We start from the raw sequence: 23,161 nt of genomic DNA on the forward strand, positions 1-23,161 counted from the left end.
TGGAGGTGTGCGCGGCCAGGTAGCCGAGGGTCGTGTAGCACTCGAGCATGGCGAGTTCGGGGCCGCCCAGCTGCTCCATCTGGAAGTAGTGGTCCATCACCGACAGCCAGCTCGCCCCCGCCGCCTCAGCCGCCGCTCCCGCGGCGGCCAGCTCGGGGCCCAACGCCCCCGGCCCGTCCGGGTGGTCGAACCCCATGATGTGAACGCCCAGCCGCATGTTCCCTCTTCTCCTTACCGTGTGAGCCCGTCGAGAAGTCGTACGAGAATCACCCGCTCGGCCGTAACGGAGGCGTCCCGCTCAGGCCGCGAGGACGCCCCCTGAGCAGGCACGCGCATCCCTCGTCGATGGCCGGACCGGGAGGCGGATCTCCCCGTGGACGGCCACGATAGGCACATGCGGACACCAGGGAGTCGACAACCGCCGACGCGGTGGGTGGGAGAGATTCCTCCCTGGATGACACGCCCTCAGAATGAGACCCTCCCCGTTGCGCCGGCCGCCGACAGGATCAGCGGCTGTGCCGGGACCGGAAGGAGATTGCGAACTGGTCCGGGAGACACCGATGCCCTCACCCGCGAGAAGGCATTGCGCCCCGGCGGCCGTCCCGACCGAATCGCCGAGGACATCCGTCATGAGCAAAGGTGCCCAGCATCGCCATGGTCGGGAGCCGGAACCGGCCTGGGAGCCGCCGTCCCGCGGCAGTGCGGCCGCGAGGGCTTCGAGGTCGTTCTCATCGCCGGGTCCCAGGAGCATGTGGACGCCCTCGCCGCCAACCTGGTCGAGCGAGGCGTCACAGCCCGGGGGTTCACGGCCGATGTGCGCGCCCCGACACCCTCACGGCCGCACCGGACGCCGCCACCGCCAAGCTCGGCCCTGTCGAGGTGCTGCGATACAGCCCTCTCCCGCACCGTGACTTCATGCAGACGGTGCTTGACACGACGGCCGCCGACCTGGCCGGTCCGGTGGAGTTCACGGTCTACGGGCCGGCCACCGCCGTCCAGCAGGTGCTGCACGGGATGCGCCACCTCGGCTGGGCACCATCTTCATCGTCAACGACGGCACAGCGGTCAGACCCCACCCCGAACGCAGCGGCACCTCTCTGGCGTTCGCCGCCGAAAGCGCCAACCACCAGCCGCTCCACGAGGCCCTCGCCCCGAGAGCATCCGCGTCGCCCCGCCGGTCATCCCCGGCGGCATCACCCCGGGCCATCCGGCCCACGACCCCTACGTGCTCGCCGACACCCTGTCGTCCATCCACCACGGCCGCGATGCCTTCCGGCTCTTCGCGGGCCAACCGTGAACCCCGGCGCGCCGGGCCGCCCCGACCGACACCAGAAGGAGAAGAGCCATGCGTGGTGCGGTGATGTACGCCCCGGGCGACGTCCGGGTGGAGGAGCGTCAGGACCCGAGGATCGTCGAGCCGACCGACGCGGTCATCCGGCTGTCCGCCACCTGTGTCTGCGGGTCCGACCTGTGGCCCTGGCGCGGGATCGACCCGCTTCAGGAGCCCTCCCCCATGGGCCACGAGTACGTCGGCATCGTCGAGGAGGTCGGCGACCAGGTGCGGAACGTCCGGCCGGGACAGTTCGTGGTCGGGTCGTTCTTCGCCTCGGACAACACCTGCGAGATCTGCCGCGCCGGCTACCAGAGCTCCTGCGTGCACCGCGTCCTGATGGGCCCGCTCGGCGCGCAGGCCGAGCGTCTTCGGGTCCCGCTGGCCGACGGGACCCTGGTCGCCACGCCCGAGGTCCCGCCCGACGACCTGATCCCGAGCTTCCTCGCGGCCTCCGACGTCCTCGGCACCGGCTGGTTCGGCGCCGTCGCGGCCGAGGCCGGCCCCGGCAAGACCGTCGCCGTGGTCGGCGACGGCGCGGTCGGGCTGCTCGCCGTGCTCGCCGCGAAGCAGCTGGGCGCCGAGCAGATCATCGCGATGAGCCGGCACGAGGCCCGGCAGCGGCTCGCCGTCGAGTACGGCGCGACCGACATCGTCGCCGAGCGCGGCGCCGAGGGCGTGGAGAGGATCAAGGAGCTCACCGGCGGGCTCGGCGCGCACTCGGTCGTCGAGGCCGTCGGCACCCAGGAGTCGATGATGCAGGCCATCCACGCCACCCGGCCCGGCGGGCACGTCGGCTACGTCGGCGTCGCCCACGGCGTCGAACTCCCCGGCGAGGAACTCTTCTACTCCCACGTCCACCTGCACGGCGGGCCCGCCCCGGTGCGCCGCTTCCTGCCCGAGCTCGTCGACCTGATCTGGAACCGCCGGATCGACCCCGGCAAGGTCTTCGACCTCGCCCTCCCCCTCGACCAGGCCGCCGACGGCTACCGCGCCATGGACGAACGCCGCGCCACCAAGGTGCTCCTGCGCGTCTGACCCGCCGCAGGAACCGCTCCACACCATCAGCGAACAAGAAGGACAAGAGAGAAGAGAATGGGACCGACCTACGACTTCACCGGGCAGGTCGCCCTCGTCACCGGCGCCGGCTCCGGCATGGGCCTGGCGACCGCCCGCGCCTTCGCCGAGGCCGGCGCGGCGGTCGTACTCGCCGACATCGACGAGGACGCCGTCCAGGCGGCCGCGAACGACCTCGTCACCGCCGGCCACCAGGCCACCGGCGTACGCTGCGACGTCTCCGTCGAGGACGACGTCGCGGCCCTGGTCGCCACCGCCGTACGCGTCCACGGCCGGCTCGACATGGCCTTCAACAACGCCGGCATCCAGGTCCCGCCCAGCGACGCGGCCGACGAACCCGCCGACGTCTTCGACCGCGTCAACGCCGTCAACCTGCGCGGCGTGTGGGCCTGCATGAAGCACGAACTCGCCCAGATGCGCCGGCAGGGCAGCGGCGCCATCGTCAACTGCTCCTCGCTCGGCGGCCTCGTCGGCATCCCCGGCCGCGCCGCCTACCACGCCTCCAAGCACGGCGTGCTCGGCCTGACCAGCAGCGCCGCCCTCGAGTACGCGCCACGCGGCGTCCGCATCAACGCGGTCTGCCCCGGCACCATCGAGACCCCCATGGTCACCGACATGATCGACAAGGGCGAACTCGACCTCGCCGAGGCCGTCGCCAACCAGCCCATCGCCAGACTCGGCCGCGCCGACGAGATCGCCGCCGCCGTCCTGTGGCTGTGCAGCCCCGGAGCGAGCTTCGTCGTCGGCGTCGCCCTCCCCGTCGACGGCGGCTACACCGCACGCTGACGCACTGCCCTGCGGCTGGTCGGGAGGAAGTGTTCAGCCGCGGAGAGTGATGGTCGCACCTGCGTCAAGGTCACGACGACGCCGAGAACGCCAAGATCGCCGCCCGCCTCGCGGCCTGAGACCAAGCGATCAGCCGCCCCGTTTCTGCCCACACATACCCCACACGCACTGGTCAGCACGCGAGATCGGGTGAGACGGATCGGGACAGAAGACACAATCCGCCGGACGGGGCATCAGAAGAAAGAGAACGACCCCTGTCCGCGTTTCCGCAGGTCAGGGGCCGTTTTTCGCTGTGGCGGCGCCAGGGTTCGAACCTGGGTAGGCTGAGCCGGCAGATTTACAGTGGGCTCAGCCTCACCGGGCCACATCACCTCTGACCTGCGCCTTTCCCACTCCGAGCGACCAAGACCGCGTTCCTGGGGAACACCTGGGGGACGAACTCCGAATGGCCCTCCCGGGAAACCCCGATCGCCGTGCCCCAGACCGCTCTCGCGTTCCCTGTTCGACGGACCTGCTGTACCAGTAGTTTCAGCGCCGGCCGCAGGTGATCACGGTGCGGTCCGGTGTGCTGTGTCATGGGGAGCTGGGCCGCGCTGCTGAGGGGCGGGGGCGGTCGACTCGCGGATGGTGAGTTCAGCCGGCGGTGGGTCAGGGAGTGGCTCGACGGGTTCGCCGAGCAGGGTGAGCAGCCGGCGGGCCGCGGTCCTGCTGATCGCTCGGGCGTCCTGGCTGATCGTGGTGAGCCGGGGGTGGAACCAGCGGCCGAGCGGCAGGTCGTCGTGTCCGATGACGGAGAGGTCTTCCGGTACTCGCAGCCCCATGCGCTGTGCCGTGGCGATGCCGGTGAGTGCCATGGTGTCGTTGGCGTAGATGATCGCTGTCGGCCGGTCGGACGGATCGTCCAGTAGGCGGCGGGTCGCCTCGGCGGTGGCCTCGTTGGTGAGTTCCGTGTCGACCAGGGCCCGCAGGGTGAGTCCGTGGCTCGCGAGTGACCGCTCCAGTCGGTGGCGGCGCAGTCCGATGTGGACGCGGTCGGCGGGGCCGGCCAGGTAGGCGATGTCGCGGTGGCCGAGCTCGACGAGGTGGTCCGCGGCCGCCGCCATGGCCTGTTCGAGGCCGGTCGAGTGCACGCACTCGACGGCGCCCTCCCTCCAGGGGCGGCCGATGAGCAGGCCGGGGATGCCGAGCCGCCGCAGCAGGTCGGGACGTGCGTCGCCAACCCGGCTGTCGGTGAGGATGAAGGCGTCGACCCGGCGCTCGCGCGCCAGTCGCTCGTAGAGGGCGGTCTCCTGTTCGGGGTCGGGGCCGATCACGTGCAGCCGTAGCCCGTACTCCCGGGGTCCGAGTTCGTGTTCCAGGCCGACGACGGTCTCGGCGAAGAACTGGTCGGCGGCCAGGGCGTCCGGGTCTTGGACGATGACGAGGCCGATGGTCCGGGTTCGTTCCCCACGCAGTGCCGAGGCGCTGGCGCTCGGCGACCATCCCAGTTTGCGTGCCGCCTCCTGGATGCGTTCGCGGGTCGGCTCCGAGATGCCGCCCTGGCCGTTGAACACCCTGGAGACCGCAGACTTGGAGACACCCGCGAGAGCCGCCACGTCGCGGATCGTGGGCCGGGAGCCGCGCCGGGGAGCCGGCGGCCGTCCGGCGTCGTCACGCTTGGTGGTCATGCGTCTCCGCCCTCGTTGTCGCGGGTGCGGCCCCGCGGTCGACCGTCACATCTTCACAGCGCCACTGATCAGCGCCTGTTCCATCCTGCGCTGGAGCAGGAGGTACACGATATAGACCGGGACGACGGTGATGGCGGTGCCGGCCATCAGCACGCCGTACTCGGTGGCCTGGTTGGCCTGGAGCGTCGGGAGCGCGACCTGGATCGTCCGTTGGGCCGTGTCTGGGCCGATGATGACCAGGGAGTACAGGTACTCGTTCCAGAAGTTGAGGAAGTTCAGCAGCAGGACGGTCGCGATGCCCGGCATGCTCAGGGGGACGAAGACGCGCCACAGGATGGACCAGGTGCCGGCGCCGTCGACGCGGGCGCTCTCCTCCAGTTCGGCGGGTACGGCCCGCATGAACTGGGTGAGCACGACCACGGACAACGGCATCGCGCCGGCCGGCAGCAGGAGGACGAGGAACATCCGGGTGTGGAACAGGCCGGTGTAGGCGGCGAGCAGGAAGGTGGGCACGAGGGCGGCGAAGGTGGGCACCAGGAAACCGAGGCCGAAGATCCGCTCGAGCACGGTGGCCACCCGGCCCCGACTGCGCGCGAGAGCGAAGGACGCCGGGATCGCCAGCAGCAGCGTCAGCACGAGTGCGCTCGCGGTGACGAGGGCCGAGTTGACCAGCGCCAGGTCGAGCCGCGCGTAGCGGAAGGCGTCGGCGAAGTAGTGCCACACCGGATCGATCGGCGGCGTCAGCGGCTGGTCGAAGATGGCGGTGGTCTCCTTGAAGGATGAGACCAGCACGTAGTAGAGGGGCACCACCAGGATGAGGGCGTAGAGCCAGACCAGGCAGTGGCTCAGGGTCCACAGCGCCCTGCTCCGCCGGCCGCCCCGCCGGGCTCGGCGGCGGGTCCCGGCAGCCGGGGAACGCTCGGGTCGACGCCGCCGCTTCTCGTTCGGGCGGAGGTCTCGGGTGTGCGGGGAGGTGTCGGTGCTCGACATGAGTGCTCCGGGTGGTCAGTAGTTCTGGCGCAGCACGCGGCGGATGGCGAGCATGCCGAGGAGTCCGGCGAGGAAGAGCAGGACCCCCGCCGCCTGGCTGTAGCCGAGGTCCGATTGCACGAACGCCTTGTTGTAGACGAGGAAGGAGAGGTTGGTGGTGGCGTTGCCAGGGCCGCCCTGGGTGAGCAGGAGGACGTTCTGCGCGGAGCCGAAGAAGATCCACAGGAACTGGAGCATGGTCACGACGCCGACGTAGTCGCGGGTGACGGGGAAGGCGATGCGCCACAGGCGCCTCCAGTGCCCGGCGCCGTCCAGCTCCGCCGCCTCGTAGACCTCGCCGGGCACGTTTCCCAGCCGGGCGGCGAGCAGCACGGCGGTGAAGCCGATGCCGTTCCACAGGTCGATCGCCATGACGCAGGCCAGCGCGGTGTCCGTGTCCGCGAGCCACGCCCGGGTCTGCGACCCCAGCCCTCCGCTCGCCAGCATCCCGTTGAACAGGCCGTCGGGGGCCAGCACGCTGTAGGCGATCATCGCCTTGGCCGAGGCCGAGATCAGCGCGGGGGTGAACAGCACCACCCGCAGCACCCGGTGGCCGCGAGGGCGCAGCGTCAGGTAGTAGCCGAGCAGGAACGCCAGGGTGATCATGACCGGGAGCACCACGGCGAGTTGGACCGCGCTGATCCGCGCCGCGTCCCAGAAGAGCGGGTCGCTGAGGACCGTGCGGAAGTTGCCCCAGCCGGCCCAGGACCGGGGGGCGAGCATGCCCGGCCAGCTGACGCCGCTGATGTAGAACATCGCGGCCAGTGGGCCGATGGTGAAGAGCACGTACCAGACGAGGGCGGGCACGGCCAGCAGGGTGACCGAAGAGCCGCGGCGTGCGGTGCGCGGGGGGCGCGGGCCGGACGCGCCGGTTCCGGCCCGCGCGGGAAGCAGAGAGGTGTCGTGCGTCATCCGGATGCCCCTTTCCGCGGGGTGGTGTTGCGAAGAGTCAGCTGCGGTAGGCGGTGTCCAGGTCCGCCGCGATGGACTGGGCGTCCCGACCTGGCGTGAAGGCCAGGCTGGTGGCACGGATCAGGGGCTGGGACACGGCGGGCGGCACGTGCAGATCGGGCAGCACGGCGTAACTGACGGCGGACTCGGGGAGGTTGACGGCGGCGGCGACGAGCGGGAAGTCCGGGCTCTCCGCGGGGCCCCTGAGTGCCAGCACCTCGCCGGCCTCCCGGACGAAGCGCTGGGCGGTGGCCTCCCGGTAGAGATGCCGGATGAAGCGTTCCACCAGGTCGATCTTCTCCTCGCCGTTGGGGCTGATCCACAGGCCGGCCGAGGTGTAGCCGCGCAGGGCGGTCGGCTTGTCGTAGACGCCGCCGGCCGGGACCGGCCAGCCGCCGAGTTCGACGACGTCCGCCACCTCGGGGGGCACGCTGGCCAGGCTTCCGGAGATCATCGAGACCACGGCAGCCTGACCGGTGTAGAAGTCGGAGTTCATGGAGTCGGCGTTGATCCCCTGCGCGCCGTCGAAGAACACCCCGGCGTCCCGGAGCTCGACGAAGTGCTCCAGGCCGCGCAGCGCCTGGGCGTCGGAGGCGAAGCCGGCCTCGGCGAACAGCCGCCGGGCACGTTCCGGGGGCAGATGGGCCTGCATGATCTGCATCAGCAGCTTCTGGCCCGACCAGTCGTTCCCGCCGATGCTGACCAGGCCCCGGGCGCCCCGCGCCCGCACCCGGTCCGCCGCGTCGACGAGCTGCGCGGCGGTCCGGGGGACGCCGCTCACGCCGGCGGCTTCCAGCAGCCGCGTGTTGAAGGCGACCGGCCAGGAGAATCCGCTCCACGGGAAGCCCACCAGTCGTCCTTCGGCATCGGTCCACTCGGGCAGCGCCTGAGGCAGCACCCGGTCGCGCAGCCCCCAGCGCTCCAGGTAGCCGCCCACCGGCACGGTCGCGTCGTAGTCGGTCCACGACAGGGACTTCTCCGCCAGGTTGACCAGGACCACGTCGGCCTCCTTGCCGGCCAGACGGGCGGTCTCGTAGACGTTGATCAGGTCGGTGCCCCCACTGACCAGGTCCTTGACCCTGGCGCCCGGATTCTCCCGCTCGAACTCCGCACGCACCGCGTCGTACACGGCGAAGCTCGCGGAGCCGGCGGTCAGGCTGTGGTGGAACACGAGCGTCTCGGGGTCGTCGTCGCCCGGATCGAGCGCCCCGCAGCCGGACAGCGCCGGCGCCAGGATGGCCGAAATCGTGCCCGCGAGCATGACTCTGCGCCGCATCAGCACATCCCTCCTCTGAAGTGGAACGGTCCAGCGGATCGTAGGAAGGCGCAGCAGGGGCGTCAATGAGTCGCGCAAAGATCCTTGTTAATCAGCGAAAAGTGCTGCGGGAACCTTGCCGCCAGGAAAAGTGGAACGATATACCTTCGGTTGCCGCAGCGGACGTGGTCACGCCCCGGCGGCAACGAACGGACGGGTCCGATCCAGACAACCCCAGGAGCTGGCACTCTCATGTACAACGTCATGGACTTCGGCGCCGTGGGCGACGGCACGACCGACGACACCGGCCCGGTACAAGCCGCCGTCGACGCCTGCGCGCAGGCCGGCGGAGGGCGCGTGGTGATTCCCGGAGGCCACGTCTTCCGCACGGGCACCGTGACGCTGCGTTCGCACGTCGAGCTGCACCTCGAACACGGCGCGACGCTCGCCGGCAGCCCGAACTTCGAGGACTACTCGGTGCGCTTCGGCGGCGTGGTGCGCAACGACGGCTCCAGCAGTTGGGGCGACACGCCCACCACCGTGCTGCTGAACGCCGAAGGCGCGCGGAACGTCTCCGTCACCGGGAGCGGCACGATCGACGGCGCTGGGCGGCACTACGTCACAGGCGACAACGGCCACATCTACGAGATGGACCAGCGCCGCCCCTTCACGGTCTACTTCCGCGACTGCCGGAACGTCACCTTCCGCGACGTCACCATCGTGGACGGCGCCGTGTGGACCCTGCGGCTGTCCCTCTGCGACGACGTGCTCATCCACGGCATCCGCATCCACAACGACCTCAAGACCCCCAACAGCGACGGCATCGATCTCGACTGCTGCCGGCGGGTGCGGATCAGCGACTGCGACATCGTCGCCGGCGACGACGCGATCTGCCTCAAGGCGTGCCTGGAGACGGTCGAGAACGCGGGTGAGCGGGAGGCGGTCTGCGAGGACGTGACGGTCACCGGCTGCACCATCACCACCACGTCCAGCGCCCTGATCGCCGGCGTGGAGGACCAGACCGCCATCCGCAACGTGGTGTTCTCCTCCTGCGTCATCCGGCAGAGCGCCCGCGGCCTGGCGGTCCGTCTCGCCGAGGGCGGGGAGGTGGCGAACGTGCTCTTCAGCGACATCGTCGTGGAGACCCGCTTCTTCCACTCCGGCTGGTGGGGGCGTGGCGAACCGATCGCCATCATGGCCGTGCCGTGGACCGACCGGTGCGGCACCATCCGCAACGTCCGGGTCCGCAACGTGCTGTGCCGCTCCGAGAACGGAGTGCTGGTACTCGCCCAGGAGCCGGGAGCGATCGAGGGCCTGGTGCTGGAGGGCGTCCGGGTCGAGATCGACCGGTGGAGCCGCTGGGAAGGCGGCCACGCGGACCTGCGCCCACGCCGGGCGGAGCCCTTCCCCGCCATGCCCACCGACGCCTTCCACCTGGAGAACGTCCAGGGAGCCGTGCTGCGCGACTGCGAAGTGGTCTGGACCCGACGGCCGGACGACGGCCGCCACGCCCTCTACGCCGAGAACTGCCCCGGCCTGGTCAACCGGGACTTCCGCGGCGAGGCGGCCCACCCGTCCCGCGAGGTTCCCGTCGTCCTGGCCTGACTCCCCCGCCCGGCGAGGCTGACGAGCCCGCGCCCCTGACGGCCGGGACGCGCCGCTCCCGCCGAGCGACAGGGTCAGTTCGAGAGCTCGGCCTCCGTGGGGAGGCCGAGCTCGGCGTCGATCGACTCGTCGAAGCAGACGCACGGCAGCGATCGGCGTCCGCCGACCCGCAGGGCCTCAGGTCCATGCGGCAGCGGACTCTCCGGGCGGATGGTGCGCTGGCCACGCGACCCGGAGATCCATCGATGGAACGGTTTCCTTGAAGCCATGAGCCAGAGGCGTCTTCCGCGTCACCGAGGCGACCACACCCAAGGAAGTCACCCGGCGAACACGTGCCGAACCCCTTGCCGAGGACCGTGTGGAACGGTATACCTCCTCCAGCAAAACCTGACCGCCGACCGTGCCATCACCGATGCTGGCCGCCCCCCGACCCGACGCAAGCGGCGCAGCGCGGCTCGAACTTACTTAAGTCACCAACCGATGTTTTCGGGTGGAGGGGTCCGATGATCCGCAGTTCGCACCTCCGACTGTTCGCCTCCTGCGTCGTCGCCGCCGCCTTCGGGCTCGCGGCCTGTACGACAGGCGCTACCAACGAGTCGTCCCAGGGCGCCCCGGTTCTCGACGCCTATGCCGGCGCCAGCGGAACCTTCGTCGCCAACTGGAACCCGCTCTCCCCCACCGTGCTCACCGGCACGCAGGGCATGATCTATGAGCCCCTGTTCTTCTTCAACAACCTCCAGCCGGCTGGTGACGGGCCCACGCCCCTGCTCGGTACCGAGTACTCCTGGAACGACGACGGCACGGTGCTCTCGGTGAGCACCCGAGAAGACGTCACGTGGAGTGACGGAGAGCCGTTCTCGGCGAGGGACGTGGCCTTCACCTTCAACCTCATCAGGGAGACGCCGGAGCTGAACACGACCGGCACGTCCCCGCGGGCCGAGGTCGTCGACGACACCCACCTCACGCTGACCTTCGAGCAGCCGTCATTCGTCAGCGCCCCCACGCTGCTGGGTGGCACCTACATCGTTCCGGAGCACATCTGGGCGGAGAAGCCCGACCCGGCGACGGACACGAACGCCCACCCCGTGGGCACCGGGCCGATGATGGTGGAGGACTTCAGTCCGCAGTCCTACCTGCTGACGAGGAACCCGGAGTTCCGACAGCAGGACGAGATCCGCGTGGGCGGGCTGCGCTTCCACTCCCTCTCGGGGAACCAGGCGGCGACCGACAGGTTGCTGGCCGGGCAGCTGGACTGGGCGGGGGTCTTCATCCCCGATGTCGCCACGGTCCTCGACAGCCGCCCGGACATCGGCTACACCTTCTACGGCAGCCAGCAGGTGGTGCTCGCCGCCTGTTCCAACGCGGACCTGGGCTGCGAGGGCCCGCAGACGGAACGGGCCGTCCGCCAGGCCCTCTCCGCCGCGCTCGACCGCGACCAGGTGAACACGCTCGCCTACTACGGCAACGCCCGGCCGATCTCGGCGACCTTCGCCCTCGTGGACCGGGATCGCGACCTGATCGCACCAGGACTCGAACAGCCGGAACCCGGGAGCGCCGATGTCGCGAGAGCGGAGCAGATCCTCGAGGACGCGGGATGGCGCAGGGGCGCGGACGGCGTCTACGCCAAGAACGGCGAACGCCTCTCCCTCACCGTCCAGGTGACCACGGGATACACCGACTACATCACCGCCCTGGACGCCATGGTGCAGCAGTTCAGGGCCGCTGGCATCGAGATGGAGGTTCGGCAGGTCGCGAACTCGGAGAACATCAGCTCGCAGGGTCTTGGCGACTACGAGCTCGCCATCGGCGCGATCTACCAGGGCCGAGGGCCCGATCCGTACTACGTCTACGAGGGCTACTTCTCCTCCGAGAACACCGGTCCGGTCGGCGAGTCGATCAATCCCTACGGAAACGTCGCCCGGTACGCGAATCCCGAGGTCGACGCCGCGCTCCAAGCCGCGGCGAGTACCGAGGACATGGCCGTCAGAGCCGAGCAGTACGCCACGATCCAGCACGAGATCGTCGATGACCTGCCCTACATCCCGGTCATCGACAACATCACGGCGGCGACCTACAGCACGGTGCGGGTGACGGGCTTCCCGGCGGAGGACGACCTGTGGGCGAGTCCCAACATCGGCTCCGCTCCCGACAACGGCCTCGTCCTGCTGCGCCTGCGGCCCGTCGACTGAGAACCGTCCCGCGAACGTAGCGGGTCCGCTCCCCCGCCACCCGGCGCGGTGACGTGCACGCCGGACCCCCGGCGGCTCACAGCCCGGTGACCGGGGTCGTCCAGGACACCTCCGGCACCGTGATCACGCCAGCCCACCGCACGACATCCCGCCCGTGACCAGCGGTCACGGGACAGCCCTTGGCGCCGCTCGCACTGTCTCGAGGCCACCATCACATGTATCTCGTCAGGAAAATCAGCTTCTATCTCGTGGCCTTCTGGGCCGCGGTGACGCTCAACTTCCTCATACCGCGGATGCTCCCGGGCAACCCGGTCGACATCCTCATCGGCAAGCTCGCGCAGCAGGGGCCGGTCGCCACGGGAACGCGGGACTCCCTGGAAATGCTCCTGGGCTCCGACTCCTCCGAGCCGCTGTGGTCCCAGTACGTCAGCTACCTCGGCGGTCTGGCCAGCGGTGATTTCGGGATCTCGGTCACCTACTTTCCGACATCGGTGATGGACATCATCGGTCAGGCCATCCCCTGGACGCTGATTCTCGTGGGCATCTCCACGTTGCTTGCGTTCGTCATGGGCGTCGCGCTGGGGGCATTCGCCGGCTGGAAGCGAGGCACCTGGATCGACTCCGTCATCCCGGCGACCGCTCTGCTGCAGTCCGTGCCGTACTTCTGGCTGGCGCTGGTGCTGGTCTACTTCTTCGCGGTCAACCTGGGTTGGTTCCCGCTGAGCGGCGGCTACGACGTGAGCTCCGTCAGCCCCGGCTTGAGCTGGCAGTTCATCTCCAGCGCGATCTCGTACGGCACGCTGCCCGCGATCACGATCGTGGTCAGTTCCATAGGCGGCTGGCTGCTCGGCATGCGCAACATGATGGTCTCGACCCTCTCCGACGACTACGTGGTCGTGGCGGAGGCCAAGGGACTGAGCCCGATCAGGGTGATGATCACCTACGCCGCCAGGAACGCGGCGCTGCCTTCCATCGCTGGGTTCGCCATTTCGCTCGGCTTCGTCGTGGCCGGATCGATCGTGACGGAGCAGGTGTTCTCCTATCCGGGTATCGGGAACGCCATGCTGCTGGCGGTGTCGAACAACGACTACGCGCTCATGCAGGGGCTGTTCCTCGTGATCACCGTTGCCGTGCTCCTTTCGAACCTGCTGGTGGATCTGTTCTACGGGCTCATCGACCCCCGTACCCGGACACGGAACTGAGAGGCATCCCATGTCCAGCGCTCTCAATGACACGATGGCTGCGGCGGAGGAGGGGGCCATCGACCTGGTGGCGGTCCGGCGCCGACGCTGGCGCGACGGCAAACTGCTCACCGGCGCCGGCATCGTCGTCGTCATCGCCCTGTTCGGAGTGGTCGGACCGTTCCTCACGCAGGACCCGAACGCGGTCGACAACATCGGGATGACTCCGCCGGGCGGCGAGCACCTCCTGGGCACCACGCAGACAGGGCAGGACGTTCTCGCCCAGCTTGCCCACGGGACTCGCGGCTCCCTGCTGATCGGCGTTCTCGTGGGCGCCATGACGCTCTCCCTCTCGGCCTTCTTCGGCGTCCTCGGCGCTTTCGTCGGCGGACTTCTCGACGAGGCGTTCTCGTTGCTGACCAATGTCGTGCTGGTCATCCCCGGACTGCCGCTCATGATCGTGATCGGGAGCTACGTCGAGCAGCGGAACGTGTACCTGGTGGCAGCCGTCCTCGCCCTCACGGGATGGGCCGCCGGTGCGCGTGTCGTGCGAGCCCAGACGCTGTCGCTGCGCGACCGGGACTACGTTCTCGCCACACGGGTCGCCGGGGAGCCGACCTGGCGCATCATCTGTGTCGAGATTCTGCCCAACCTGCTGCCCGTCCTCTCGTCGGGTTTCGTCTTCTCCATCGTCTTCGCCGTTCTGGGCGAGGCCGGGCTCGCCTTCATCGGCATCGGCGCGTCGGATTCCCTGACCTGGGGCACCATGCTCGCGGACGCCCAGAACGGACAGGCGCTGCTGCTCGGCGGCTGGTGGTGGTTCGTCGCGCCAGGGCTTCTCATCGCGCTCCTCGGCTGCGGTCTCGCCCTCATCAATTTCAGCCTCGACGAGATCATCAATCCCAAGCTGCGTCCGGCGCGCGCTCCAAGGAGGTCGCTGTGACGGCCAAGGAACCCGTTCTCACCGTCGACAGCCTGTCCGTCCACTACGCCACGGACCGAGCCGTCCCGGCCGTCGAAGAGGTGAGCCTCCAGATCCGCCGGGGCGAGATACTCGGCCTGGCCGGTGAGAGCGGGTGCGGGAAATCCACCCTCGCCCTCGGAATCAACCACCTCATCCGCCCGCCAGGGTACGTCTCGGGGGGAAGGGTCACCTTCCATGACGATTCCGGAGAGGATATCGACGTCCTCGGGCTTTCCGGCCGCGTCCTGCGGACCTACCGCTGGAACAAGGTGTCCACGGTGTTCCAGGGGGCCATGAACTCACTGAACCCGGTCATCCCCGTCTTCGCTCAGATCAGCGATGTGCTGAAGACGCACCGGCCCGGCATGAGCAGAGCACAACGCCGCGACAGGGCGCAGGAGCTGTTCGAACTCGTGGGTGTCCCCCCGAGTCGCCTGCGGAGCTACGCACACGAGCTCTCCGGCGGCATGCGCCAGCGAGTCATGATTGCCATGGCCCTCGCTCTGACCCCGCAGCTGATCATCATGGACGAGCCGACGACGGCTCTTGACGTGGTGGTCCAGCGAGGCATCGTCAGAGAGGTCTCCAGATTGCAGCGAGAGCTCGATTTCGCCGTCCTCTTCATCACGCATGACCTCCCCCTGCTTCTGGAGATCAGCGACCGGATCGCCATCATGAGAGACGGAAAAATCGTGGAGATGGCTGGCGTGGAGGACATCTATTTCGCGACTCGGCACCCGTACACACGACAACTGCTGCGTTCCTTCCCCAGCCTCACCGGAGCACGGGGGGACTTCATCCGCCATGGTGGCGAGCTCGACGAAGAGACGGCGGTATGAGACATGGCTACCCTCGAAGTGCGATCACTGCGCAAGGAATACCCGTCCCGTACCGGCGTGCGGAACTCACCGATCTCCGCGGTCAGGGGTGTCGACCTCGAACTCGACGCCGGCAGGACGGTGGCCCTCGTCGGCCAGAGCGGCAGCGGCAAGTCCACGATCGCCCGGATGATCGCGCGGCTCGAGAAACCCTCAGGCGGACAGATCCTGCTCAACGGACACGTCGCGGCCGTCCGGGGGCGCGGAATCAGGGAGTACCGGAAGCAGGTGCAGATGGTCTTCCAGGACCCCTTCGCCTCACTGAACCCGTTCCACACCGTCGCGCACCACCTGGAGCGCCCGTTGCGACGTCACGGAGAGGACCGGAGCAAGGCGGCGGCACGGGCGAAGGTCGAGGAACTGCTCGAACGCGTCAACCTCAAGCCCGCGGCCGCCTTCACCGAGCGCCGGCCACACGAACTGTCGGGGGGCCAGCGACAGCGAGTCGCCATCGCCCGCGCGCTGGCGCCCAAGCCCTCGGTCCTCATCGCCGACGAGCCCGTCTCCATGCTGGACGTGTCGATCCGCCTGGGCATCCTCCACCTGCTGTCCCGCTTGCAGCGCGAGGAGAACCTGGCGGTCCTGTACATCACGCACGATCTCGCGACCGCCCGCCACTTCTCCGACGAGATCCTCGTCATGTACGAAGGGCGAGTGGTCGAACGCGGCGCGGCGGACGAGGTCATCCTGCGCCCGAAAGCCGAGTTCACGCGTCGCCTCGCCGAGGCGGCACCGGAGCCGGGACGCAACGCGCGGTTCCTGAGCGCGGCCGCGCGGTACACGGCCCCAGGCGAGTCCAAGTGACCCCGGTCGGCGTGGGAAGCCCAGGGCTGCCACGCAGCGCCCGTCTACGCCTCACCGCACTGTGTTGACCGCAGCTCAGGACGACGACGCGACGGAGGAGCCGGGTGGCGACCGTGGAGGGGTGGGGGCTCCCTGGTCAGTCCCGCGGCAGCAGGCGCACCGTGACCTGGCGGGCCTGAGGGCCGACGACCGAGCCGACGATCGCGGGGCCGTACCGGTCGTACTTGGCGTGGTAGGCCGCGTCGATGCCCTCGTGCGCGTCGGGGGGCGCTTCGGCGAACGTCACGTCGCGCTCGACGCCGCCGGCCCTGACGCGCCCGCGGCCGGCGGCCCTGGCACGCCGGAACCAGCCGCTGTCGGGACCGTAGGCCGATCGCACGTAGATGTCGTTCCCCACCCGCACCACCCAGATGGCGGTGTAGGGACGCGTTGTTCCGTCCCGCCGCATGGAGGTGATGTGCAGTTCGGTCGCCGAGCCGACGCGGCTCAGTTCGTCAGGAGTCCATTCGGCCATGGCGTCTCTTCCTCATCGGGCTTCGGAGCGTCCGGGCGGCCGGCCCGCCTCCGCGGTCCTCCCTGGCTGTCATGCGTGGCGTCGGCGGGCCGCGGGGGTGAGCTCGGCTTCGCCGTAGCTGTTGTCGGCCGGGTTGATCGTGACGCCCGGCGCGACGAGCTCGTCGATGCGGTCCAGGACATCGGATGTCAGGGTGACGTCGGCGGCGGGCAGCTGGGACTCCAGCTGTTCCATGGTGCGGGGGCCGATGATGGCGGCGGTGACCGCCGGGTGGTTGATGACGAAGGCGATCGCCAGCTCGATGAGGCTGAGCCCAGCCTCCTCCGCCAGCCCGGCGAGCGCCTCGGCGATCTCCAGCTTGCGCTGGTTCTCGGGCAGCGACATGTCGAACCGCCCGGCCAGGCGGCGCCTGGCCTCGGAAGCGGGGGCCTGCGTGTCTCGGCCGGTGCGGTAGCGGCCGGAGAGCCAGCCGCCGCCGAGCGGACTGTAGCTGAGGATGCCAATGCCGTGCCGACGCGCGGTGGGCAACACGTCCGTCTCGATGCCGCGCACCAGGATCGAGTACGGGGGCTGCTCGGTCACGAACCGCTCAAGCCGCCGCTCACGGGCGACCCACTGCGCCTCCACGATCTGGCTGGCGGCGTAGGAGGAGGAGCCGACGTAGCGGACCTTGCCCTGCCGCACCAGGTCCGTCAGGGCCCCGAGGGTCTCCTCGACGTCGGTGTCCTGGCTTGGCCGGTGCACCTGGTAGAGGTCGATGTGGTCGGTGTTCAGCCGGCGCAGGGAGTCCTCCACGGCCCGCATGATCCAGCGCCGGGAGCCGCCGCGCTGGTTGGGGTCGGTGCCCATCGGCATGAAGAACTTGGTGGCCAGCACGACGTCGTCGCGGCGCCCGGCCAGCGCCTTGCCGACGATGCGCTCGGACTCGCCCTCGGAGTAGACATCGGCGGTGTCGACGAAGTTGACGCCGGCGTCCAGCGCCCGGTGGATGATCCGGATGGACTCGGCCTCGTCCTCGTTGCCCCAGGGGCCGAACATCATCGCCCCCAGGCAGAGCGGGCTGACCGACACGCCGGTCCTGCCCAGGATTCGCCGCTCCATGCTCATGCCTCCGGAATCTCGCGGCCGTAGTTGTCGAGGGTGATGGAGTCCGGCTCCGGGCCGCGCCGCACACCCTGGTCGAGTCCGTCGATCGCGGCCAGTTCGTCGTCGGTGAGTTCGAAGTCGAAGACCTCGAAGTTCTCCGCGATGCGCTCGGGCCTGGTGGACTTGGGGATCGCGGAGCGCCCCTGCTGGAGGTGCCAGCGCAGCATGACCTGCGCGGGGGTCCTGCCGTGGGCGCGCGCGACGCGGCCGATGACCGGGTCGTCCAGCGTGCTGGTGCCGTCGCCGCCGAAGTAGAACGTGATGCCGCCGATCGGGGACCACGCCTGGGAGAGGATGCCGTGCCGGGCGTCGACCGCGAGCAGCTCGGACTGGCGGAAGTAGGGGTGGACCTCGATCTGGTTCACGGCCGGCACCACCGAGACGGAGGCCAGTAGGCGGTCCAGGTGCTCGGGCATGAAGTTGCTGACGCCGATGGCGCGGACCCTGCCGTCGGCCTGCAGCCGCTCCAGGGCGCGGTAGGCGGCGATGGTGCGCTCGAACGCGCTGGGCAGGGGCTGGTGCAGGATGAGCAGGTCGAGGTGGTCGACGCCGAGCTTCCCGACGGCCTTCTGGAACGCGTGCAGGGTCTCCTCGTAGCCGTAGTCGTTGATCCAGACCTTGGTCTCGAGGAACAGGTCGTTGCGCCGGAGGCCGGAGCGGCGGATGGCCTCGCCGACCTCGCGTTCGTTGAAGTAGGCCGCGGCCGTGTCGATGTGCCGGTACCCGATCCGCAGCGCGGTCTCGACCGCCTCGACCGTCTGCTCCGGCGGGGTCTGGAACACCCCGAATCCGAGGGCGGGGATGTCGACGCCGTTGTTCAGCGTGAGGCTCGTCAGGCTCGTCGTCATGACCGCAGGCTAGGCCGACGGCCGGGCCCGGAGGCAGGCCCTGACACTGCCAGGAACCACATTCACCCCCACGCCGGGTCCGGACAGAGCAAGCGCTCCAGCCCTGCCAAGCCAGGGTGCCGGCAGCGGCGAGGACGAGCGCCGTCGGCGCGCCGGCCGTGCCCCGTGGGGGCCGCGCCAGACCCGGGAACGCCGCTCCCCACGGGGCACAGGCTGGATGGCGGGTTCGTGCGGCCGTCGCCGGCTGCCGGGCCACGCAAGCCCCCTCGCCCAGGCACGAGATCTCGTCATGCCCTCTTCCCCGCCACCGCTGAGCGCCGGGCCGCCAGACCGGCGCTGGTGGCCGCGTTCATCGAACAGCTGGATGTCTTCGGCCTGTACTGAAGCGTGGCCCCAGGTGCCTCCGGCCGCGCAGGAGACACGGGCTGCCACACTGGGCACATGGCGCGTGAGCAGCACGGCGGGGACAGCGGCGGGACCGAGCTGGGGCATTTCCTGCGCGCCCGCCGCGGGCGGGTGCGTCCGGAGGACGTCGGCCTGCCCGCCGGCGCCGGGCCGCGCCGCACCCCCGGCCTTCGGCGGGAGGAGCTGGCCACCCTCGCGGGGATCAGCATCGACTACTACGCGCGCCTGGAGCGTGGGAAGGAGACCCACCCCAGCCCCTCCGTGGTCGACGCCCTGGCCCGGGTTCTCCGCTTGGACGAGGCCGAGCGTCGACACCTGCGGGGACTGGTGGCGGGCGCCGAGCGACAGACACGCGAGGCGACCGCGCCGCCCAGTCGGTCGCTGCCTCCCGGAGTGGACCTGCTGCTGGAGAGCATGCGGCCGCACCCGGTGTACGTGGTCAGTCGAACCTTTGACCTGCTCGCCGCCAACCCCGGCGCGCTGCGCCTGTTCGTGGGCATCGAGGACGAGCCGGCCGAGCGGCGCAACCTGGCCCGGTACGTGTTCCTGCACCCCGTGGCCCGCGAGGTGATGGCCGACCGGGAGGCGGTACTGCGCTCCCCCGTGGCCTGGCTCCGCCAGCTGGCGGGCATGGAGCCGAACGCGCCCGACCTGACCGCCCTCGTTGACGAGTTGCTCCACGCGAGCACGGAGTTCGCCGAGCTCTGGGAGCGCTACGACGTCCAGGGAAGCGCCCGGGGGCAGCGCACCTTCCACCACCCGGACGTCGGCGATCTCACCCTGGGCTTCCAGGGAATGGCGCTGAGCGGCACCGACGGCCAGCACCTGGTCGCCTTCTACGCGGAGCCCGGTAGTCCCGACCACGACGCCATGGTCCTGTTGGACAAGGCGGCGCAGCAGCAGCACGGGCCGGCGCCGTCCGTTCCCCCGGGGCACTGAGCGGGCCCGCGCCCGGTTCCTGACCTCTGGGAAGAGGCCTGGGGTGCCCTGTCGCACCGCTGATCGCTCCTCCACGGCGTGCCTCGGCCTGCCGCCACGGCCTCCACGGCAGCACTCTGGGGAACTGACGGGATCCCCGCCCGCCCTTTACCGGGCGTGGTGTCAGTGCCGACGTTGCGGGCATCCCGGCCCGACGCCCGCCAGCCCCGGACACGAGGCGGTGGCGCGGCCCCGTCACCGCAGCCGTACAGGAAATCCCGGACGCATCATGTCGACACCCCCTGCCTCCCAGGCACCCGCGCTCGATCCGCAGCGCTGGAAGACCCTCGTCTTCATCGCCATCGCCCAACTGATGGTCGTTCTCGACGCGACGGTCGTGAACATCGCCCTCCCCCAGGCCCAGCGGGACCTGGGCATCTCCGACGGCGGCCGGCAGTGGGTGATCACCGCCTACAGCCTGGCGTTCGGCGGCCTGCTGTTGTTCGGTGGGCGCGTCGGCGACCTCTGGGGTCGCAAGCGTTCCTTCGTCGTCGGCCTCGCCGGCTTCGCCCTCGCCTCCGCGCTGGGCGGCGCCGCCGCCAACACCGGCATGCTGCTCGCCGCCCGCGCCCTCCAGGGCGTCTTCGGCGCGCTGCTCGCCCCGGCGGCACTCTCGTTGCTGACCGTGGCCTTCACCGAGGCGAAAGAGCGGGCCAGGGCCTTCGGCATCTTCGGCGCCATCGCGGCCGCCGGTGGAGCGGTCGGTCTGCTGCTCGGCGGCGCGCTGACGGAGTACGTCGACTGGCGCTGGTGCATGTACGTCAACATCGTCTTCGCCGTCGTGGCGGCGGCGGGAGCGGTCCTCTTCGTCCAGGACCGCGACGACCGCAACCGCGAGCGGCTCGACGTCCTCGGCGCGGTCCTGGCCACCGCCGGTCTCGTAGCCCTGGTGTACGGCTTCGCCCGGGCGGAGGAGGACGGCTGGGGTTCGGGCGTCACGATCGGCATGTTCCTGGCGGCCGTGGTACTGCTGGCCGTGTTCGTGCTCGCCGAGTCCCGGGTGAGGTCCCCGTTGCTGCCGCTCCACGTGATCACGGACCGCGACCGGGGAGGCGCCTACCTCTCCGTCGGCCTGGCGATGATCGCGATGTTCGGCCAGTTCCTGTTCCTGACCTACTTCCTGCAGCTGAACAAGGGCTACTCGCCGGTCATGAGCGGCATCGCCTTCCTCCCCCTGGTCACCTGCCTGGTCATCGGGTCGACCCAGCTCAGCGCCCGCCTCGTCAACCGCGTCCCGGCCCGCTACCTGATGGGCCCGGGCTTCCTGCTGGGCTCCCTCGGCATGCTGGTGCTGACCCGGCTCGAGGTGGACAGCTCCTTCTGGACCCACGTCCTGCCGGCCGAGATCCTGCTCGGCCTCGGCATAGGCATGGCCACGATGCCCGGCATGAGCCTGGCCACCGCCCGCATCCGCCCTCAGGACGCCGGGGTAGCGGCCTCGCCCCCGCCGCCGGCGAGCGCCTGCACGAGGCCGGAATGCGACTCGTCAACCACTGACGCGCCGACCCGCGCGCCCCCTGCCGGACCCGCCCCGCACGCGGAACGTCGCGTGCCGGATCAGCTCAAGCCGTGGAGATCAACCATGAAGAAGGACATCGCGGTCATCGTCGGCTCGGGGAGCATCGGTCGTGCCATCGCCCGCCGAGTGGGCAACGGCCGCACCCTGCTGCTCGCCGACCACAACGAAACAAATCTCGGCGCCGCCGCCGAACGACTGCGCGGCGAGGGCTACGACGTGACCGTCCAGGCCACCGACGTCGCGGACCCCGCCGCGGTCGCCGCTCTCGCCGACGCGGCCAGCGCCCTTGGCCCGGTCACGCAGGTCGTGCACACCGCCGGCGTGTCCCCCGTCCAGGCTTCCACTGAGCGGGTCCTGCACGTCGACCTCCTCGGCACCGCGCTCGTCCTTGAGACGTTCGGCCGAGTGATCGCCCCTGGCGGGGCCGGCGTCGTCATCTCGAGCATGGCCGGGCACATGCAAAGCCCCTACGCGCCCGAGATCGAGCACGCCCTCGCCTACACGGAGACCTCGCGGCTGCTCGGCCTGCCGTTCCTCCAGCCCGAGGAGGTCGGGAACTCGGGTGACGCCTACGCGCTGTCGAAGCGGGGCAACGCTCTGCGCGTGCGGGCGGCGGCCATCCCGTGGGGCGAACGCGGGGCCCGCGTCAACTGCGTCAGCCCCGGGATCATCCTGACCCCGCTGGCTCAGGCCGAGCTGTCGGGCCCGGGCAGCGAGATCTACCGCGAGATGATCGAAACCTCGGCCGCCGGGCGGGTCGGCACACCGGACGAGGTCGCCGAGGCGGCGGCGTTCCTCCTCGGCCGGCAGGCCGGCTTCGTCACCGGATCCGATCTCCTGATGGACGGCGGTGTCATCGCGGCCATGCGCGCCGGGCTGCTGTCCTGGGCCTCAACGGAAGAAGGCTGAACAGCAGGGGCTCAGCCGACCATCCGGCTGTCCGGACCGAGCGCGGCGAACGCCTCGTCCAGGAGCCCCTCCAGGTCGAGGCGGCCATCGGAGGCGGTCCAGTGGTCGAGGGCGACGTTGAGGCAGTCCAGCGCGGCGGCGGCCCGCACGGTCAGGGCCACGGTCACCGGCCGGGCGGACCCGGCGCGCTCGGCGAGGGCCTGGGCCAGTGCGGGGCGCCAGCCGTGTTGCTTCTCCAACTGCCGCGCGCACAGCGCCGGGGTCTCCCGCACCAGGCGGGTCATGGCCAGGGCGCTCTCCGGGTCGCTGCGGTAGTGGCCGACGACGGCATCGAGCGCGCGGCGCAACGCCGTCCAGTCGTCCTCCGCCGCGGGGCGGTCGCGTACGGCGGCGGCGACCTGCCGACCGTGTGCGTCGAAAGCGGTGAGGACGGCCTCCTCCTTGCTTCCGAAGTAACGCAGGAAGGTGCTGCGGGACACCCCAGCGGCCGTCGCCAGATCACCGACGGTGACCTTCTCGAAGCCCTCACGCAGGAACAGGTCGAACGCCACCTGCGACAACCGGGCCCGCACGGCCGCCCGGGCGATGTCTCTCGTGCTGGTGCGCGCTCCTCCGTCCACCCGGCGATCGTACCCTCCGGTCCGCCCCCGAGGCACAGATGTGACTTCGAGCGTCTACTCTAACACTGAGTTTCATACTTGGAATCGAGAGGCGCCGTTATGACCAAGACACTCGCGCTCATCGGCAGCGGCATGATCGGCGGCGGTCTGGCCCACCTGGCCGTGGCCGCCGGCCTCGACGTCGTCCTGAGCAACTCGCGCGGCCCCGGGACGCTCGCCGAGCTGGTCAGGGAGCTCGGCGACCGCGCCCACGCGGCCACCCCCGAGGAGGCCGCCGAGGCCGGCGACCTCGTGGTGGCCGCCATCCCCCTGGGCGGCTACCAGCAGTTGCCGGCGACCGCCCTGGCCGGCAAGACCGTGATCGACACGATGAACTACTACTGAGGTTGAACTCGCGATAGCGGCTGGTCGTGACGGCTCGTGATCCCTGCGGTATGCCGTGTTCATGAGGTATGCGCAGGGAGGCGGGCTGACGCCGAAGGGGCAACAGGCCCGGGAACGGGTGC

At 70.2% G+C, this 23,161-nt stretch carries 18 protein-coding genes and 3 pseudogenes; 12 read left to right on the plus strand and 9 right to left on the minus strand.

Translation table 11 applies throughout. The features are described 5' to 3' along the window. Nucleotides 1-217 (minus strand): annotated as a pseudogene (locus RNC47_RS32635) (LLM class F420-dependent oxidoreductase); the annotation flags it as partial. A 1,128-nt stretch (nt 218-1,345) separates the two neighbouring features. On the opposite strand from RNC47_RS32635, the gene RNC47_RS32645 reads away from it, so the two are divergent. Beyond that, a complete protein-coding gene (locus RNC47_RS32645; protein WP_311604090.1) occupies nt 1,346-2,368 on the plus strand; it encodes a zinc-dependent alcohol dehydrogenase family protein in 1,023 nt (340 codons plus the stop codon). A 57-nt stretch (nt 2,369-2,425) separates the two neighbouring features. Further along, nucleotides 2,426-3,193: a glucose 1-dehydrogenase gene (locus RNC47_RS32650; RefSeq protein ID WP_311604092.1), complete on the plus strand. Its 768-nt coding sequence runs from the start codon at nt 2,426-2,428 to the stop codon at nt 3,191-3,193. 548 nt (nt 3,194-3,741) lie between these two features. Here the strand turns inward: RNC47_RS32650 and RNC47_RS32655 are convergent. The 4 genes from RNC47_RS32655 to RNC47_RS32670 are packed head-to-tail and all read right to left on the minus strand — an operon-like array spanning nt 3,742 to nt 8,116. Further along, a complete protein-coding gene (locus tag RNC47_RS32655) occupies nt 3,742-4,860 on the minus strand; it encodes a LacI family DNA-binding transcriptional regulator (RefSeq protein WP_311604094.1) in 1,119 nt (372 codons plus the stop codon). Between the two features lie 45 nt (nt 4,861-4,905). After that, on the minus strand, nt 4,906-5,850 hold the full coding sequence (locus RNC47_RS32660; RefSeq protein ID WP_311604095.1) for a carbohydrate ABC transporter permease: 945 nt from the start codon (nt 5,848-5,850) through the stop codon (nt 4,906-4,908). A gap of 15 nt (nt 5,851-5,865) precedes the next feature. After that, nucleotides 5,866-6,801 carry a carbohydrate ABC transporter permease gene (locus RNC47_RS32665; RefSeq protein ID WP_311604097.1) on the minus strand — a complete coding sequence of 312 codons (936 nt, stop codon included), beginning with the start codon at nt 6,799-6,801 and terminating at the stop codon, nt 5,866-5,868. 37 nt (nt 6,802-6,838) lie between these two features. Next, entirely contained in the window at nt 6,839-8,116 is a 1,278-nt protein-coding gene (locus RNC47_RS32670) for an ABC transporter substrate-binding protein (RefSeq protein ID WP_311604099.1), read from the minus strand. A 231-nt stretch (nt 8,117-8,347) separates the two neighbouring features. On the opposite strand from RNC47_RS32670, the gene RNC47_RS32675 reads away from it, so the two are divergent. The 6 genes from RNC47_RS32675 (at nt 8,348) to RNC47_RS32700 (ending at nt 15,716) form a co-directional block, all read left to right on the plus strand. After that, on the plus strand, nt 8,348-9,700 hold the full coding sequence (locus RNC47_RS32675) for a glycoside hydrolase family 28 protein (protein ID WP_311604100.1): 1,353 nt from the start codon (nt 8,348-8,350) through the stop codon (nt 9,698-9,700). A gap of 503 nt (nt 9,701-10,203) precedes the next feature. Then, nucleotides 10,204-11,889, plus strand: coding sequence for an ABC transporter substrate-binding protein (locus RNC47_RS32680; protein ID WP_311604102.1), 1,686 nt, complete (start codon nt 10,204-10,206; stop codon nt 11,887-11,889). A 215-nt stretch (nt 11,890-12,104) separates the two neighbouring features. Continuing rightward, nucleotides 12,105-13,091: an ABC transporter permease gene (locus RNC47_RS32685; protein WP_311604104.1), complete on the plus strand. Its 987-nt coding sequence runs from the start codon at nt 12,105-12,107 to the stop codon at nt 13,089-13,091. A gap of 10 nt (nt 13,092-13,101) precedes the next feature. Then, a complete protein-coding gene (locus tag RNC47_RS32690) occupies nt 13,102-14,013 on the plus strand; it encodes an ABC transporter permease (protein ID WP_311604105.1) in 912 nt (303 codons plus the stop codon). Continuing rightward, entirely contained in the window at nt 14,010-14,873 is an 864-nt protein-coding gene (locus RNC47_RS32695) for an ABC transporter ATP-binding protein (RefSeq protein WP_311604106.1), read from the plus strand. The genes RNC47_RS32690 and RNC47_RS32695 overlap by 4 nt, the downstream gene beginning before the upstream one ends. A 57-nt stretch (nt 14,874-14,930) precedes the next feature. Beyond that, on the plus strand, nt 14,931-15,716 hold the full coding sequence (locus RNC47_RS32700) for an ABC transporter ATP-binding protein (protein ID WP_311604110.1): 786 nt from the start codon (nt 14,931-14,933) through the stop codon (nt 15,714-15,716). A gap of 136 nt (nt 15,717-15,852) precedes the next feature. Here the strand turns inward: RNC47_RS32700 and RNC47_RS32705 are convergent, their stop codons facing one another. The 3 genes from RNC47_RS32705 to RNC47_RS32715 form a co-directional block, all read right to left on the minus strand. After that, entirely contained in the window at nt 15,853-16,230 is a 378-nt protein-coding gene (locus tag RNC47_RS32705; protein WP_311604112.1) for a DUF2255 family protein, read from the minus strand. A gap of 69 nt (nt 16,231-16,299) precedes the next feature. Continuing rightward, nucleotides 16,300-17,331, minus strand: a complete 1,032-nt coding sequence (locus RNC47_RS32710) for an aldo/keto reductase (protein ID WP_311604115.1) — start codon at nt 17,329-17,331, stop codon at nt 16,300-16,302. Between the two features lie 2 nt (nt 17,332-17,333). Next, complete coding sequence (locus tag RNC47_RS32715; protein WP_311604117.1) at nt 17,334-18,224, minus strand: aldo/keto reductase; 891 nt, start codon at nt 18,222-18,224, stop codon at nt 17,334-17,336. Between the two features lie 441 nt (nt 18,225-18,665). On the opposite strand from RNC47_RS32715, the gene RNC47_RS32720 reads away from it, so the two are divergent. The 3 genes and pseudogenes from RNC47_RS32720 (at nt 18,666) to RNC47_RS37705 (ending at nt 22,035) form a co-directional block, all read left to right on the plus strand. Further along, nucleotides 18,666-19,568 (plus strand): helix-turn-helix transcriptional regulator, encoded by a 903-nt coding sequence (locus tag RNC47_RS32720; protein ID WP_311604119.1) that lies wholly within the window; start codon nt 18,666-18,668, stop codon nt 19,566-19,568. Between the two features lie 268 nt (nt 19,569-19,836). Further along, nucleotides 19,837-21,048, plus strand: a pseudogene (locus tag RNC47_RS37700) (MFS transporter); the annotation flags it as partial. Nucleotides 21,049-21,189: 141 nt separating this feature from the next. Then, nucleotides 21,190-22,035 carry an SDR family oxidoreductase gene (locus RNC47_RS37705; RefSeq protein WP_394814930.1) on the plus strand — a complete coding sequence of 282 codons (846 nt, stop codon included), beginning with the start codon at nt 21,190-21,192 and terminating at the stop codon, nt 22,033-22,035. A gap of 11 nt (nt 22,036-22,046) precedes the next feature. On the opposite strand, the gene RNC47_RS32730 is transcribed toward RNC47_RS37705, so the two are convergent. Further along, nucleotides 22,047-22,655: a TetR/AcrR family transcriptional regulator gene (locus RNC47_RS32730; protein WP_311604123.1), complete on the minus strand. Its 609-nt coding sequence runs from the start codon at nt 22,653-22,655 to the stop codon at nt 22,047-22,049. Between the two features lie 99 nt (nt 22,656-22,754). Here RNC47_RS32730 and RNC47_RS32735 point away from each other — a divergent pair. Continuing rightward, nucleotides 22,755-23,036: pseudogene (locus tag RNC47_RS32735) on the plus strand (NAD(P)-binding domain-containing protein); the annotation flags it as partial. Between the last annotated feature and the right edge of the window lie 125 nt (nt 23,037-23,161).

This window comes from Streptomyces millisiae (genome assembly GCF_031845425.1).
In the GTDB taxonomy this organism is placed as follows: Bacteria; Actinomycetota; Actinomycetes; order Streptomycetales; family Streptomycetaceae; genus Streptomyces; species Streptomyces millisiae.